Origin of the sequence: Streptomyces ardesiacus, assembly GCF_003112575.1 — a bacterium.
GTDB lineage: Bacteria > Actinomycetota > Actinomycetes > Streptomycetales > Streptomycetaceae > Streptomyces > Streptomyces ardesiacus.
In genome coordinates, this window is record NZ_BEWC01000002.1 from 405,381 (window position 1) to 418,365 (window position 12,985).

The following is a 12,985-nucleotide window of genomic DNA, read 5'->3' on the forward strand; positions in this document are numbered from 1 at the left end:
TCACGTCGACAGGCCTGCCGCCTGCTCCCGCACCGCCCGCTCGGCGGCCCGCTGGAGCCCCGGCCCGAACGTGATCCGGGTGGCCCCGAGCCCGCCGAGTTCGGCGGGCGAGGGGCCCTCCCCGGGACGCGCGAGCACGTTCACCGGCCCCTGGATCCCGGCCCGCAGCAGCGGCAGTACGGCGACGGGGGCGGCGATCGGGTACACGCAGTCAGCACCCGCGGCGACGTACGCGGCGGCCCGCCCGACCGCCGCACCCGGATCGTCCACGCCCCGGAGGAACGTGTCGATGCGGGCGTTCAGGAAGAGCCGGTCACCGGCCGCCTCCCGCACCGCGGCCAGCCACTCGGCGTGCTCCGCCGGGTCCTTGAGCACCCCGTCGGCGGAGTCCTCCAGGTTGCAGCCGACGGCACCCGCGTCGAGCAGCCGCTCCACCAGCTCCTCGGGCGCCAGCCCGTACCCGTCCTCCACGTCCGCCGACACGGGCACGTCCACGGCGCGCGCGATCCGGGCGACCGCCGCGAACATCTCGTCGGCCGGGGTCGCCCCGTCGGCGTACCCGAGCGAGGCCGCCACCCCGGCGCTCGGGGTCGCGAGCGCCGGGAACCCGGCCGCGGCGAACACCCGGGCGCTCGCCGCGTCCCAGGGCCCGGGCAGGACCAGGGGGTCCTCCGGAGTACGCCCGTGGTGCAGGGCGCGGAACCGCGCGGCGCCGTCCGCCGCGCTCACCACTCGGTGCTCCCCGCGGGGATCCGCCGGGTGACCATCAGCCGGTTCCAGGCGTTGATCGTCGCGATCAGCGCCAGCAAGTGGGCCAGCCCGTCGGCGCCGAAGTGCCGGGCGGCCTCCTCGTACACCGCGTCGGGCACGAAGCCCTCCGTCAGCACCGTCACCGCCTCGGTCAGCGCCAGCGCGGCCCGTTCGCGCGCGTCGAAGACGTCACCGGCCTCCTCCCACGCGGTCAGCAGGTCGAGCTGCCGCTCACTCACGCCCTGCTCGCGCGCGATGCCCAGGTGCAGGTCGAGGCAGAACGCGCAGTGGTTGAGCTGCGAGGCACGGACCTGCACCAGCTCCGCCAGGCCCGCGTCCCCCAGCCCCCGCTTGGCGGCGGCGCCCACCGCCTGCAGCGAGGCGCGGACGCGGTCGTCCAGAAAGGTCGTACGGGCCGTCATCCGTGCTGCCCCGGGTGGTAGTGGCCCGGCGCCATGCGGAAGGTCACGCCGAAGCGGTTCCAGGTGTTGATCACCGCGATGGCGGAGACCAACTGCGCCAGCTCCGCCTCCTCGAAGAGGGCCGCGGCCCTCCCGTACACCGCGTCCGGCACGAAACCGTCCGTCAGCACGGTGACCGCCTCGGTCAGCTCGATCGCCGCCAGCTCCTTCTCCGTGTAGAAGTGCCGCGACTCCTCCCACGCGCCGAGCTGCACGATCCGCTCCACGCTCTCGCCGGCCGCGAGCGCGTCCTTGGTGTGCATGTCGAGGCAGAATGCGCAGTGGTTGAGCTGCGAGGCGCGGATCTTCACCAGCTCGTAGAGCTTCGGGTCCAGGCCCCGCCTGGCGGCGGTGTCGAGCCGGAGCATCGCCTTGTAGACCTCGGGCGCGTGCTCGGACCAGTTCAGCCGGGCGGGCTGCTCGGGCGCGTACGCGCCGGTCGTCGTGTCTTCGGTGGTCGTCGTCATGCCGTCGAGCCTAGGAACGAAGCAGCCCACGGGTATGGTCCACTTCCATGGCGAAACCCTGGGCCACTCTCGGCATCGACCTCCACCTGGAACCGGCCGGTCCGGGCCTGCGCCGCGGCCTGACCGACGCCCTGCGCGAGGCCGTCCGCACCGGCCGCCTGATCCCCGGCACCCGTCTGCCCTCCTCCCGCGCCCTCGCCGCCGACCTCGGCATCGCCCGCAACACCGTCGCCGACGCCTACGCCGACCTGGTCGCCGAGGGCTGGCTCACCGCCCGCCAGGGCTCCGGCACCCGTGTCGCCGACCGCGCCGTCGTACCGCCCGCCGACACGGCCCCCCGCCCCCGCGCCCCGGCCCGCCCCGCCCACGACCTGCGCCCCGGCTCCCCCGACCTGGCCTCCTTCCCGCGCGCCGAGTGGCTGAGGGCCGCCCGCCGCGCCCTCACCGCGGCCCCCAACGAGGCCCTCGGCTACGGCGACCCGCGCGGCCGCCCCGAGCTGCGCGGCGCGCTGGCCGACTACCTCGCCCGGGCCCGCGGCGTCCGCGCCGACCCCGAGCGGGTGCTGGTCTGCGGCGGCGTCGCCCACGGCCTGACCCTGCTGGCCGCCGTGCTCCGGGCCCGAGGCGTGCACACCGTCGCCGTCGAGTCGTACGGGCTGCACGTCCACCGCGACCTGCTGGCCGCCGCCGGACTGCGCACCGTCCCGCTGCCCCTGGACGCGCAGGGCACCGACCCCGACGTCCCCCCGGGCACCGGCGCCGTGCTGCTCACCCCGGCCCACCAGTTCCCGCTCGGCATGACCCTGCACCCCGACCGGCGGGCGGCGGTCGTCGACTGGGCACGGCGCACCGGCGGCCTGGTCCTGGAGGACGACTACGACGGCGAGTTCCGCTACGACCGCCAGCCCGTCGGCGCCCTCCAGGGCCTCGACCCCGACCGCGTGGTGCACCTCGGCACCGCCAGCAAGTCCCTCGCTCCCGGTCTGCGGCTGGCCTGGATGGTGCTGCCGCCCGGCCTCGCCGACGACCTCACGGCCACCCGCGGCGGCATGGACACCAGCGGGGTCCTGGACCAGCTCACCCTGGCCGAGTTCCTGACCTCCGGCGCCTACGACCGCCACGTCCGCTCCGCCCGCCTGCGCTACCGGCGCCGCCGCGACGCCCTGGTCGCACACGTCGCCGCCCACGCGCCGGAGGTGCGGGTGACCGGCATCGCGGCCGGCCTGCACGCCGTGCTGCGCCTGCCGCCGGGCACCGAGCAGTCGGTCGTCCGCGCGGCGGCCTGGCAGGGCCTGGGCCTGCACGGCCTGTCGGTCTTCCGCCACCCCGACGCCACCGCCGACCCCGTGGACGCCGTCGTCGTCGGCTACGGCACCCCGCCGGACCACGCCTGGGCGGGGGCCCTGGAGGCCCTGTGCCGGACGCTGCCGTAGAGTCCGTGCGCGACGCCCGCCGTACACTCGATCAGCCCAACCGACGTACGGGAAAGCGGAAGAGCGCACCACGGGGGAGACACGGAACATGGCGGAGACGCGGCGACGGCTGCGGTCGAGCACGGTGGTGCTCGGCGGCATGGGAGTACTGGCGGCGGCCCTCAGCGCGTGCGGATCGGACCCCGACCGCCGCTGCGTGGACCGCAACAGCTACGACTACCTCAAGGGCTACAAGGTCGTCGCCGACAAGAACTGCAAGTCCGGTTCGTCCGCGGGCTCTTCGGGCGGCTCGTCCGGCAGGGGCGGCAAGCAGGGCACGTCGAAGTCCGGGGGCAACGCGGACTGGTACTACGACGCCGACGTCAGCGGCGGCTGGGCCGACTACGGCACCTTCAGCAAGTCCGAGGCCGTCGACCGGGGCGGCTTCGGCTGCTCGGGCTCCGGCAGCGGCGGCGGCTGAGGGCGGCCGGCCGTGGAACGCCGCACCATACGGCCCCGCCCGGACTGGCAGCGGACCGTGGAGGAACAGGGGCTGATCTACCCCCTGACCCGCTACCCCGACGACTCCCTGCGCCCCTACTGGGACGAGAGCGCCTACTACGTCTTCTCCCTGCCGGAGGTCGAGGCCCTGGAGGAGGTCGTCGGGGAACTCCACCACATGTGCCTGGCGGCCGCCGCGCACATCGTCGCCGCGGACCGCTTCGCCGACCTCGGCATCACCGACCCGCGCGTCGTCCGCGCCGTCACCGAGGCCTGGCACCGGCGCGCCGAACTCCCCTCGGTCTACGGCCGCTTCGACCTGCGCCACGACGGCACGGGCCCCGCCAAGCTCCTGGAGTACAACGCGGACACCCCGACCTCACTCGTCGAGGCGGCGTCCCCGCAGTGGTTCTGGATGGAGGAGCGCTTCCCCGGCGCCGACCAGTGGAACAGCCTCCACGAACGGCTCGTCGACGCCTGGAGGAAGCAGGCGGCGCTCCTGCCGCCCGGCAACCCGCTGTACTTCGCGCACTCCTCGGAGGACGAACTCGGCGAGGACCTGATGACGGTCGCCTACCTCAAGGAGACCGCCGAGCAGGCCGGCCTGGAGACCGACTGGATCTCCATGGAGGAGATCGGCTGGGACCGTCTGTCGGGCCGCTTCGTCGACAACCGGCTCCGCTTCATCCGCAGCCTCTTCAAGCTCTACCCCTGGGAGTGGCTCACCACCGACCGCTTCGCCGGCCACGTCCTGGACACCCTCGACAACGGCGGCGGCACCGGCAGCACCCTGTGGATCGAGCCCGCCTGGAAGATGTTGCTGAGCAACAAGGCCCTGCTGGCGATCCTCTGGGAGCTGTACCCCGGCCACCCGAACCTGCTGCCCGCCTACCTGGACGGCCCGCGCGGCACGGCGGCCACCACCGGCTGGGTCGCCAAGCCCCTCCTGGGCCGCGAGGGCGCCGGCGTCACGATCCACCCGCCCGGCACCGACCCGGCGCCCCGCCCCGAAGCCTGCTGCTACCAGGAGCTGGCCCCCCTCCCCGTCTTCGACGGCAACCACGTCGTCCTGGGCGCCTGGGTGGTGGAGGACGAGCCGGCGGGCCTGGGCATCAGGGAGTCGAGCGGCCCGGTGACGGACGAGTACGCCCGCTTCGTGCCCCACGTGATCCTCTGACGGCGCTCCGACGCGGTCAGGACGCGGGCGGGAAGACGAAGAAGCCGTTCACCTTCCCGCCCGGCCCCGCGTTGTACGCGCCGACCCAGCCGTACCCGGTGGACGCGTTGAAACGGGGCACGAGACGGTCGGAGAGGTCCTTGGCCAGCACCTTCTTGGTGCGGGCATCCACGGCGAGCAGGGTTTCGGCCTCCAGGGTCCTCCCATACAGGACGGTGCCGTCACCCGAGAACCACAGGGGCACCAGGGCGTGCTCGTCCTCGCCCTGGGCCCACAGCTCCTTGCCGTCGGCGACCCGGACGACCGAGGCCACGTCGTCGGTGAAGACGGCCGCCAGGTCGCCCCGAGGGCTGAACACCGGGTCCTCGTCGCCCTTGAAGGAGGAGAGGGCCTCGGGACCGCCCGCCAGGTCGTACGTGGCGAGGACCCGGGTACGGGCCCAGGGGTTCAGGTGCCACGAGGTGAGCACCTTGCCGTCGGAGACCCGCAGCACGGACAGCTCACCGGTCTTCCCGTCGTCCTCCCGGACCCAGACGCCCTTGGGCGGTGTCACCTTCGCGCTGTCCCAGACCTTCTTCCCGTCTGCCAGGTCGTAGAGGCCGACCCGCGGGGAGAGACCGGTGCTGTCGAAGCCCGGGTAGTAGCCGTCGGTGATCAAGGGTGCGAACAGGTGGTTGCCGCCGGCGGCGAGGACCGTCGCCGTGCTCGGCACGAACCCGCAGCCGCTCTCGAAGCCCTCGCAGGGGACCGTACGGGCCGTGCCGCCGTCGACGGGGGTGAGCCGGAGGGTGTCCCCGCTCGTCTCGACCAGATGGCCCTGGGCCAGGAAGCTCCGGCCGGTGACCGGCCCCGAGTCCGAGGCGTCCTCCTCCTGCGTCCGCTGCTCGGGCAGCTCCGCCTTTCCGAGCGGGCGGCCCGCGCTGTCGTACAGGGTGGCGGTCGTGCTGGTGCTCGCCTTGGTCAGCCCGTCGGAAGCGGTCGTCGTCGAGGTCGTCACCGCGACGGCGGCCCTGCCCTCGTGCCAGGTGGTGAGCGTGACGGAATCGGTCTTCACCCGCAGTTCCTTGCGGACGGTGCCGGTCTTGACGTCCCTGAACTCCAGGACGAGGTCCTCGGGCGTGTCCGAGCCGTACAGCGACTGCGCCGGCCCGTCCTCGACGTCCGGGGTCTCGTCGGACAGGTACGCGCCCCGGGCGTCCTTGGCGAAGAGGAGCGTGTCGCCGAGGTCCAGCACCACGGGGACGCTCATGGGACCCTCGACCGGCAGACTCCAGGCGGCCTGCCGGGCGAGCCCCGGCAGTGCCGGTCCCTCGTAGGCGGGGCCCTTCCGGGCCGCCCCGCCGCCCGTCCCGGCGTCGGTCCTCCCGCGGGCCCCGCCGCCCCCGGCACCCCCGCCGGCTCCGTCGTCGCCGTCGGACGAGCTGCATCCGGCCAGCAGCCCCGCCGTCAGCGCCAGACCCGCCAGCGCGGTCACCGTCCGCCGGCGCCGCAGACCGGACCGTCCCCCGCCGACCGCCGTCTGGTCGTCCCTCACCCGCATGTGCCCGATTCCCCCGTCGTCGAGCCCGTCCACCCGGCGCACGGAAGCACGCGCACCGCGTACGCGTGCGCGCCGGACGGTTGATCGAAAGCGCATCCTACCGACGGGGGTTGCCCGAACCCCACGCCTTTTCCCCCCTTCCCCGCCCTTCTCGGTCGGTGGACGGCGGCGCCTCCTTGCCGGCGCGCCCGGTAGGCTGGCCGCGGGCCGTGACTGGCGCGCTGGGATGGGATGGACCATCGGGGAGCGGTCCCGGAGCAGACAGTGCCGTGCGCCTGGGCCGAACCGTGAACCGTGTACGCCGCGAGCCACGCCATCCGGAGGCCGTCATGTCCGACCAGCAGCCCCTGTCCACCGAGTCCACCGCCTTCCGCGCGGCGCTCGACGTCATCCGCGCGGTCGAACCCGGCGTCGCCGACGCCATCGGCCAGGAGGTCGCCGACCAGCGCGAGATGCTCAAGCTGATCGCCTCGGAGAACTACGCCTCCCCGGCCACGCTCCTCGCGATGGGCAACTGGTTCAGCGACAAGTACGCCGAGGGCACCATCGGCCGCCGCTTCTACGCCGGCTGCCGCAACGTCGACACCGTCGAGTCCCTCGCCGCCGAGCACGCGAAGGCGCTCTTCGGCGCCCGCCACGCCTACGTCCAGCCGCACTCCGGCATCGACGCCAACCTGGTCGCCTTCTGGGCGGTCCTCGGCGCCCGCGTCGAGGTGCCCTTCCTGGAGAAGGCCGGCGCCCGCCAGGTCAACGACCTCACCGACGCCGACTGGGCCGAGCTGCGCCGGGCCTTCGGCAACCAGCGGATGCTCGGCATGTCCCTGGACGCCGGCGGCCACCTCACCCACGGCTTCCGGCCGAACATCTCCGGCAAGATGTTCGACCAGCGCTCCTACGGCACCGACCCGGCCACGGGCCTCATCGACTACGAGGCCCTGCGCGCCTCCGCCCGCGAGTTCAAGCCGCTGATCATCGTGGCGGGCTACTCCGCCTACCCCCGGCTGGTGAACTTCCGGATCATGCGCGAGATCGCCGACGAGGTCGGCGCGACCCTCATGGTCGACATGGCGCACTTCGCGGGCCTCGTCGCGGGCAAGGTGCTCACCGGCGACTTCGACCCGGTCCCGCACGCCCAGATCGTGACGACGACCACCCACAAGTCGCTGCGCGGCCCGCGCGGCGGCATGGTCCTGTGCGACGACTCCCTCAAGGACCAGGTCGACCGCGGCTGCCCGATGGTCCTCGGCGGCCCGCTCCCGCACGTCATGGCCGCCAAGGCCGTCGCCCTCGCCGAGGCCCGGCAGCCCGCCTTCCAGGACTACGCCCGGCGCATCGTCGACAACGCCCGCGCCCTCGCCGAGGGCCTGACCCGGCGCGGCGCCACCCTGGTCACCGGCGGCACGGACAACCACCTCAACCTGATCGACGTGGCCTCCTCCTACGGCCTGACCGGGCGCCAGGCCGAGGCCGCGCTGCTCGACTCCGGCATCGTCACCAACCGCAACGCCATCCCGGCCGACCCGAACGGCGCCTGGTACACCTCGGGCATCCGCATCGGCACCCCGGCACTGACCACGCGCGGTCTGGGCACCGCGGAGATGGACGAGGTCGCGGGCCTGATCGACCGCGTCCTGACCACGACCGAGCCCGGCACCACCAAGTCCGGCGCCCCCTCCAAGGCCTCCCACGTCCTCGACGCCAAGGTCGCCGACGAGATCGCGCAGCGCGCGACCGACCTGGTGGCCGGCTTCCCGCTGTACCCGGAGATCGACCTCGGCTGAGCCCGCCCGCGGGCCGGGCTACCGGTCGATCAGCTCCTGACGCGGCTCCCCGCGCGGCGGTCCGGCACGGTACCGGTCCGCCGCGCGGCGCACCAGCAGCGTCCCCGCGACGCCCGCCCCGAGCCCGGCGGCGGCCCACCACGCCCCGGACCGCCCGCCGTCGGCCTTCCGGGCGCCCGGCCCGTCCGCCGTGAGGAAGCCCTCGGCGGTCAGCCGCTCGTAGGCGTCCCGCGGGACCCGGTGCCAGCGGATGTCGTCGTCCGTCAGGTCCGGCGCCGGGTCCGTGCGCACCCACGGGGTGCCGTCCCCGGCCACGAAGAACTGGTCCTGACGCAGCATCGCCACGTCCCCGCCCGGCGCCCGCAGGGTCTGCGGCCACCCCCCGACGCCGGTCAGCCCCCACAGCACCGTGAACCGCACCGGGGGCCGCCGGTCCCGCGTCCAGTCCTCCGGGACCCGCTCCGTGCCCGTGCGGCCCGGGTCGAGCAGCCAGCGCAGCCGGTCGAAGTCGGCCTCGCCCGCGTGCCAGGACGCGGTCCGCCCGGAGTCCGCCCACACGACCACCGCCACATCCGGTTCCTCCACGGCCCGGCCCCCGTCGCTGGCCGCGGCCGCCCCCGTCACACCCGCCCACCACGCCGCCGCGGCCACCGCCGCGCACACCCACCGTCGCCCCACCGCGGCCCCCTCCCGCCCGTCCCTCCCTTGTTACACCCCCGGGAACGGAATGGAGCCCCCCTGTGCCGAACCCGTGCCCGACCGTCCCGCGAAGCCTGAGAGAATGGTGAACATGGCCTCTGAACGCCCACCCGTCTCCCACCACCACCCTCGGGGGAATGGCTCCGCCGTGCAGCGTCGTCCGCGCGTGCTCTCCGGTATCCAGCCGACCTCCGGCTCGTTCCACCTCGGCAACTACCTCGGCGCCGTCCGCCAGTGGGTCGACATGCAGGACACCCACGACGCGTTCTACATGGTCGTCGACCTGCACGCGATCACGGTCCCGCAGGATCCGAAGGAGCTGCGCGAGAACACCCGCGTCGCCGCCGCCCAGCTCCTCGCGGCCGGCCTCGACCCGGACCGCTGCACCCTGTTCGTGCAGAGCCACGTGCCCGAGCACGCGCAGCTCGGCTGGCTGATGAACTGCATCACGGGGTTCGGCGAGGCCTCCCGGATGACGCAGTTCAAGGACAAGTCCGCCAAGCAGGGCAACGACCGCACCACCGTCGGCCTGTTCACGTACCCGATGCTGATGGTCGCCGACATCCTGCTCTACCAGGCCGACCAGGTCCCCGTCGGCGAGGACCAGCGCCAGCACCTGGAGCTGACCCGCGACCTCGCGGACCGCTTCAACCAGACCTACGGCGACGCCTTCACCGTCCCGAGCGCCTACATCCTCAAGGAGACGGCGAAGATCTACGACCTCCAGGACCCGACCGCCAAGATGAGCAAGTCGGCGGCCACCCCGAAGGGCCTGATCAACCTCCTCGACGAGCCGAAGGCCACCGCGAAGAAGGTGAAGAGCGCGGTCACGGACACCGACACCGTGGTCCGCTTCGACCGCGAGCACAAGCCCGGCGTCAGCAACCTCCTGACCATCTACTCCACCCTCACCGGCGCCGAGATCGCCGAGCTGGAGCGGAAGTACGAGGGCAAGGGCTACGGCGCGCTGAAGACGGATCTCGCCGACGTCGTGGTGGAGTTCGTCACGCCCTTCCGCGAGCGCACCCAGCAGTACCTGGACGACCCGGAGACGCTCGACGCGATCCTCGCCAAGGGCGCGGAGAAGGCCAGGGCCGTCGCCGCGGAGACCCTCGCCCGGGCGTACGACGCGGTGGGCTTCCTGCCCGCCAAGCACTGACCCGCCGCACCGCCCGCCGCACGCCCACGACCTGCCCGGAACCCCGGGACCGGGCTCCGTCCGTGCGCCCCGGCATGCCGCCGTAGCGCTGCACATCACTCCGGTTGCGCCTGCCGGGGGCGCGGCGGTGGCCGTACAGTCGATATCCGGGTGTCCGGCCGAAGGACACACAACGACAGGAGACGAAGTGGGGACCGTAACGATCGGCGTGTCGATCGCGGTCCCGGAGCCTCACGGCAGCAAGCTCCAGAAGCTGCGCGCGGGCTTCGGCGACGCCGCCGCACACGGCATCCCCACGCACGTCACCCTGCTGCCGCCGACCGAGGTCGACGGCGCCGCGCTGCCCGCGGTCGAGGCCCACCTGGCGGAGGTGGCGGCGCGCGGCCGGCCCTTCCCGATGCGGCTGTCCGGCACCGGGACCTTCCGCCCGCTCTCGCCCGTCGTCTTCGTCCAGGTGGTCGAGGGCGCCGCGGCCTGCTCCTGGCTGCAGAAGCGGGTGCGCGACGCGTCCGGCCCCGTCCCGCGCGAACTGCAGTTCCCGTACCACCCGCACGTCACCGTGGCGCACGGCATCGACGAGGCGGCGATGGACCGCGCCTACGAGGAGCTGTCCGACTACGAGGCCCAGTGGCCCTGCACCGGCTTCGCGCTGTACGAGCAGGGCGCCGACGCGGTGTGGCGCAAGCTGCGCGAGTTCCCCTTCGGCAGCGCCACGGTGCCCCCGCAGGCCCCACGCGTGGAGACCGGCTCCCTGCCCACCCGCTAGCCGCGCCTCACACCGGCAGCCGCCGGAACACCGCCCGCGGCAGGTGCCGCACCGCCGCCATCACCACCCGCAGCGCCCCCGGCACCCACACCGTCTCCGAGCGCCGCCGCAGCCCCAGCTCGATGGCCCCGGCGACCGCCTCGGGCGTCGTGGCGAGCGGCGCCTCCTCCATCCCCTCGGTCATCCGCGACCGCACGAACCCCGGGCGTACGACCATGACGTGCACGCCCGTCCCGTGCAGCGCGTCGCCCAGCCCCTGCGCGAAGGCGTCCAGACCGGCCTTGCTGGAGCCGTAGATGAAGTTGGCGCGGCGGGCGCGCTCCCCGGCGACGGAGGAGAGCACCACCAGCGAGCCGTGCCCCTGCGCCTGCAGCGAGCGGGCGGCGACCAGCCCGGCCGAGACCGCGCCGGTGTAGTTGGTCTGCGCGACGCGCACGGCGTTCAGCGGCTCGCGCTCGTCGTGCGCCTGGTCGCCCAGGATGCCGAAGGCGAGCAGCACCAGGTCGACGTCGCCCTCCGCGAACACCTTGCCGAGCGCCGCCTCGTGGCCCTCGGGGTCCAGCGCGTCGAAGGCGACGGTGCGCACCTCGGCGCCCAGGCCGCGCAGCTGCCCGGCGGCCTCCTCCAGGGCGGGGGAGGGGCGGCCGGCCAGCCACACCGTGCGGGTGCGGCGGGCCACCAGACGGCGCACGGTGGCGAGCGCGATCTCGGACGTACCGCCGAGGACGAGGAGGGACTGGGGGAGGCCGAAGGCGTCCTTCACGGCTGCTCCAGACAGGTCGGTGGGGCGGGGGGCGTCACAGGGCGAGGCGGCGTGCCAGGTCGGAGACGAACACCCCGCGCGGGTCCAGCTCCGCGCGCAGGGTGCGGAAGTCGTCCAGGCGGGGATACATCGCGGCGAGCAGTTCCGGGCGCAGCCGGGAGTCCTTGGCGAGGTAGACCCGGCCGCCCGCCCCCGCGACCTCCTCGTCCAGCTCGTCCAGGAAGGCGCCGAGGCCGGGCAGGCCCGCCGGGACGTCCAGGGCGAGCGTCCAGCCGGGCACGGGGAAGGAGAGCCAGCCCGGATCGGCCTCGCCGAAGCGCTTGAGGACGGCCAGGAAGGACGGGCAGCGGCGCTCGGAGATGCGCCGCACGATCGAGCGCAGGGCCTCCTCCCGGCCGTGCCCGACGACGAACTGGTACTGCACGAAACCGCCCCGGCCGTAGACCCGGTTCCAGTGCGGGACGCCGTCCAGGGGGTGGAAGAAGGTGGAGATCCGCTGGAGCCTGCCCCGGCTCTCCCGGGGGGCCTTGCGGTACCAGACCTCGTTGAACAGCCCCACCGTCGTCCGGCTGAGCAGCCCGCCCGGCAGGAAGTCGGGGGTCGCGGGGAGGCGGGAGGTGCGGAAGGCCAGCGGCGCGCGCCGGGCGCGCGAGCGGGCGGGCAGCGCGGCCAGCGGCGCGTGGTCGCCGCGGGTGAGCACCGCGCGGCCCGTCGCCCCGCCGCGCGCGAGGAGGTCGATCCAGGCGACCGAGTACCGGTAGCGGTGGTCGGTGGCGGTCAGCCGGGCCATCAGGTCGTCCAGGTCGGCGGCCCGTTCCGTGTCGACCGACATCAGGGCCGTCTCGACCGGCTGGAGCCGCAGCGTCGCGGTGAGGATCACCCCGGTCAGCCCCATGCCGCCCGCGGTCGCGTCGAACAGGGGCGTGCCAGGGGCGACGGTGCGGACCCGGCCGTCGGCGGTGAGCAGCTCCAGGGAGACCACGTGCCGCGAGAAGGACCCCGACACGTGGTGGTTCTTGCCGTGGATGTCGGCGCCGATCGCGCCGCCGACCGTCACGTACCGGGTGCCGGGCGTCACCGGCACGAACCAGCCCAGCGGCAGCAGCACCTCCATCAGCCGGTGCAGCGAGACCCCCGCGTCGCACAGCACGGTGCCGCCGGCGGCGTCCACGGCGTGCACGCGGTCCAGGCCCGTCATGTCGAGGACGGCGCCGCCGGCGTTCTGCGCCGCGTCCCCGTACGCCCGCCCCAGCCCCCGCGCGATGCCGCCGCGCACCCCGCAGTCCCGCACGGCGGCCGCCGCCTCCTCGTACGTCCGCGGACGGACGACGAGCGCCCCGGTGGGGGCCGTACGGCCCCAGCCGGTCACGGTGTCCCAGTCGGCGTCGGGAAGGGTGTCGGCAGACATGGCGGTGACCGTATCGCCCCGTCCGCCACTGAGTGAATGATTAGTTCAAAAACATTCAGAGCATCCCTGAAACGGGTGATTAATGGTATGTCGCTCCGGCG

The 12,985-nt window shown here is 74.0% G+C and carries 13 protein-coding genes and 1 riboswitch; of the genes, 6 read left to right on the plus strand and 7 right to left on the minus strand.

What is annotated here, in order from left to right; translation table 11 throughout:
- From Sdi02f_RS08860 to Sdi02f_RS08870, 3 genes are read right to left on the minus strand one after another with little or no spacing between them, the layout of a single operon-like run.
- Positions 1 to 729: an isocitrate lyase/PEP mutase family protein gene (locus Sdi02f_RS08860; protein ID WP_055467568.1), complete on the minus strand. Its 729-nt coding sequence runs from the start codon at positions 727 to 729 to the stop codon at positions 1 to 3.
- The gene (locus tag Sdi02f_RS08865; RefSeq protein ID WP_031086925.1) at positions 726 to 1,172 is read right to left on the minus strand and encodes a carboxymuconolactone decarboxylase family protein; all 447 of its coding nucleotides are present in this window, start codon (positions 1,170 to 1,172) and stop codon (positions 726 to 728) included. Before Sdi02f_RS08865 ends, Sdi02f_RS08860 begins: the two co-directional genes overlap by 4 nt.
- Positions 1,169 to 1,678, minus strand: coding sequence for a carboxymuconolactone decarboxylase family protein (locus Sdi02f_RS08870; RefSeq protein ID WP_030400326.1), 510 nt, complete (start codon positions 1,676 to 1,678; stop codon positions 1,169 to 1,171). The genes Sdi02f_RS08865 and Sdi02f_RS08870 overlap by 4 nt, the downstream gene beginning before the upstream one ends.
- A gap of 47 nt (positions 1,679 to 1,725) precedes the next feature.
- On the opposite strand from Sdi02f_RS08870, the gene pdxR reads away from it, so the two are divergent.
- From pdxR to Sdi02f_RS08885, 3 genes are all read left to right on the plus strand, one after another.
- Entirely contained in the window at positions 1,726 to 3,111 is a 1,386-nt protein-coding gene (gene pdxR / locus Sdi02f_RS08875) for a MocR-like pyridoxine biosynthesis transcription factor PdxR (protein WP_108933050.1), read from the plus strand.
- An 88-nt stretch (positions 3,112 to 3,199) separates the two neighbouring features.
- Positions 3,200 to 3,571 carry a hypothetical protein gene (locus Sdi02f_RS08880; RefSeq protein ID WP_031086922.1) on the plus strand — a complete coding sequence of 124 codons (372 nt, stop codon included), beginning with the start codon at positions 3,200 to 3,202 and terminating at the stop codon, positions 3,569 to 3,571.
- A 12-nt stretch (positions 3,572 to 3,583) separates the two neighbouring features.
- Positions 3,584 to 4,768 (plus strand): glutathionylspermidine synthase family protein, encoded by a 1,185-nt coding sequence (locus Sdi02f_RS08885; RefSeq protein ID WP_108933051.1) that lies wholly within the window; start codon positions 3,584 to 3,586, stop codon positions 4,766 to 4,768.
- 16 nt (positions 4,769 to 4,784) lie between these two features.
- Here the strand turns inward: Sdi02f_RS08885 and Sdi02f_RS08890 are convergent, their stop codons facing one another.
- The gene (locus Sdi02f_RS08890) at positions 4,785 to 6,308 is read right to left on the minus strand and encodes a hypothetical protein (protein WP_159107640.1); all 1,524 of its coding nucleotides are present in this window, start codon (positions 6,306 to 6,308) and stop codon (positions 4,785 to 4,787) included.
- A gap of 199 nt (positions 6,309 to 6,507) precedes the next feature.
- Positions 6,508 to 6,596, plus strand: a riboswitch (ZMP/ZTP riboswitch).
- Between the two features lie 41 nt (positions 6,597 to 6,637).
- Between Sdi02f_RS08890 and Sdi02f_RS08895 the strand changes: the two genes are divergently transcribed.
- A complete protein-coding gene (locus Sdi02f_RS08895; protein ID WP_030400331.1) occupies positions 6,638 to 8,089 on the plus strand; it encodes a glycine hydroxymethyltransferase in 1,452 nt (483 codons plus the stop codon).
- An 18-nt stretch (positions 8,090 to 8,107) separates the two neighbouring features.
- Here the strand turns inward: Sdi02f_RS08895 and Sdi02f_RS08900 are convergent, their stop codons facing one another.
- A complete protein-coding gene (locus Sdi02f_RS08900) occupies positions 8,108 to 8,767 on the minus strand; it encodes a hypothetical protein (protein WP_108933053.1) in 660 nt (219 codons plus the stop codon).
- Between the two features lie 112 nt (positions 8,768 to 8,879).
- Here Sdi02f_RS08900 and trpS point away from each other — a divergent pair, with 112 nt between their 5' ends.
- Together trpS and Sdi02f_RS08910 are read left to right on the plus strand one after the other, a co-directional pair.
- Positions 8,880 to 9,947 carry a tryptophan--tRNA ligase gene (gene trpS, locus Sdi02f_RS08905; protein ID WP_203714801.1) on the plus strand — a complete coding sequence of 356 codons (1,068 nt, stop codon included), beginning with the start codon at positions 8,880 to 8,882 and terminating at the stop codon, positions 9,945 to 9,947.
- Between the two features lie 187 nt (positions 9,948 to 10,134).
- Positions 10,135 to 10,713 (plus strand): 2'-5' RNA ligase family protein, encoded by a 579-nt coding sequence (locus Sdi02f_RS08910; RefSeq protein ID WP_030400334.1) that lies wholly within the window; start codon positions 10,135 to 10,137, stop codon positions 10,711 to 10,713.
- Between the two features lie 7 nt (positions 10,714 to 10,720).
- Here the strand turns inward: Sdi02f_RS08910 and dprE2 are convergent, their stop codons facing one another.
- Both dprE2 and dprE1 read right to left on the minus strand, forming a co-directional pair.
- The gene (gene dprE2, locus Sdi02f_RS08915; protein WP_030400335.1) at positions 10,721 to 11,476 is read right to left on the minus strand and encodes a decaprenylphospho-beta-D-erythro-pentofuranosid-2-ulose 2-reductase; all 756 of its coding nucleotides are present in this window, start codon (positions 11,474 to 11,476) and stop codon (positions 10,721 to 10,723) included.
- Between the two features lie 34 nt (positions 11,477 to 11,510).
- Positions 11,511 to 12,884, minus strand: a complete 1,374-nt coding sequence (dprE1, locus tag Sdi02f_RS08920; protein ID WP_053639096.1) for a decaprenylphosphoryl-beta-D-ribose oxidase — start codon at positions 12,882 to 12,884, stop codon at positions 11,511 to 11,513.
- Positions 12,885 to 12,985: the final 101 nt, after the last annotated feature.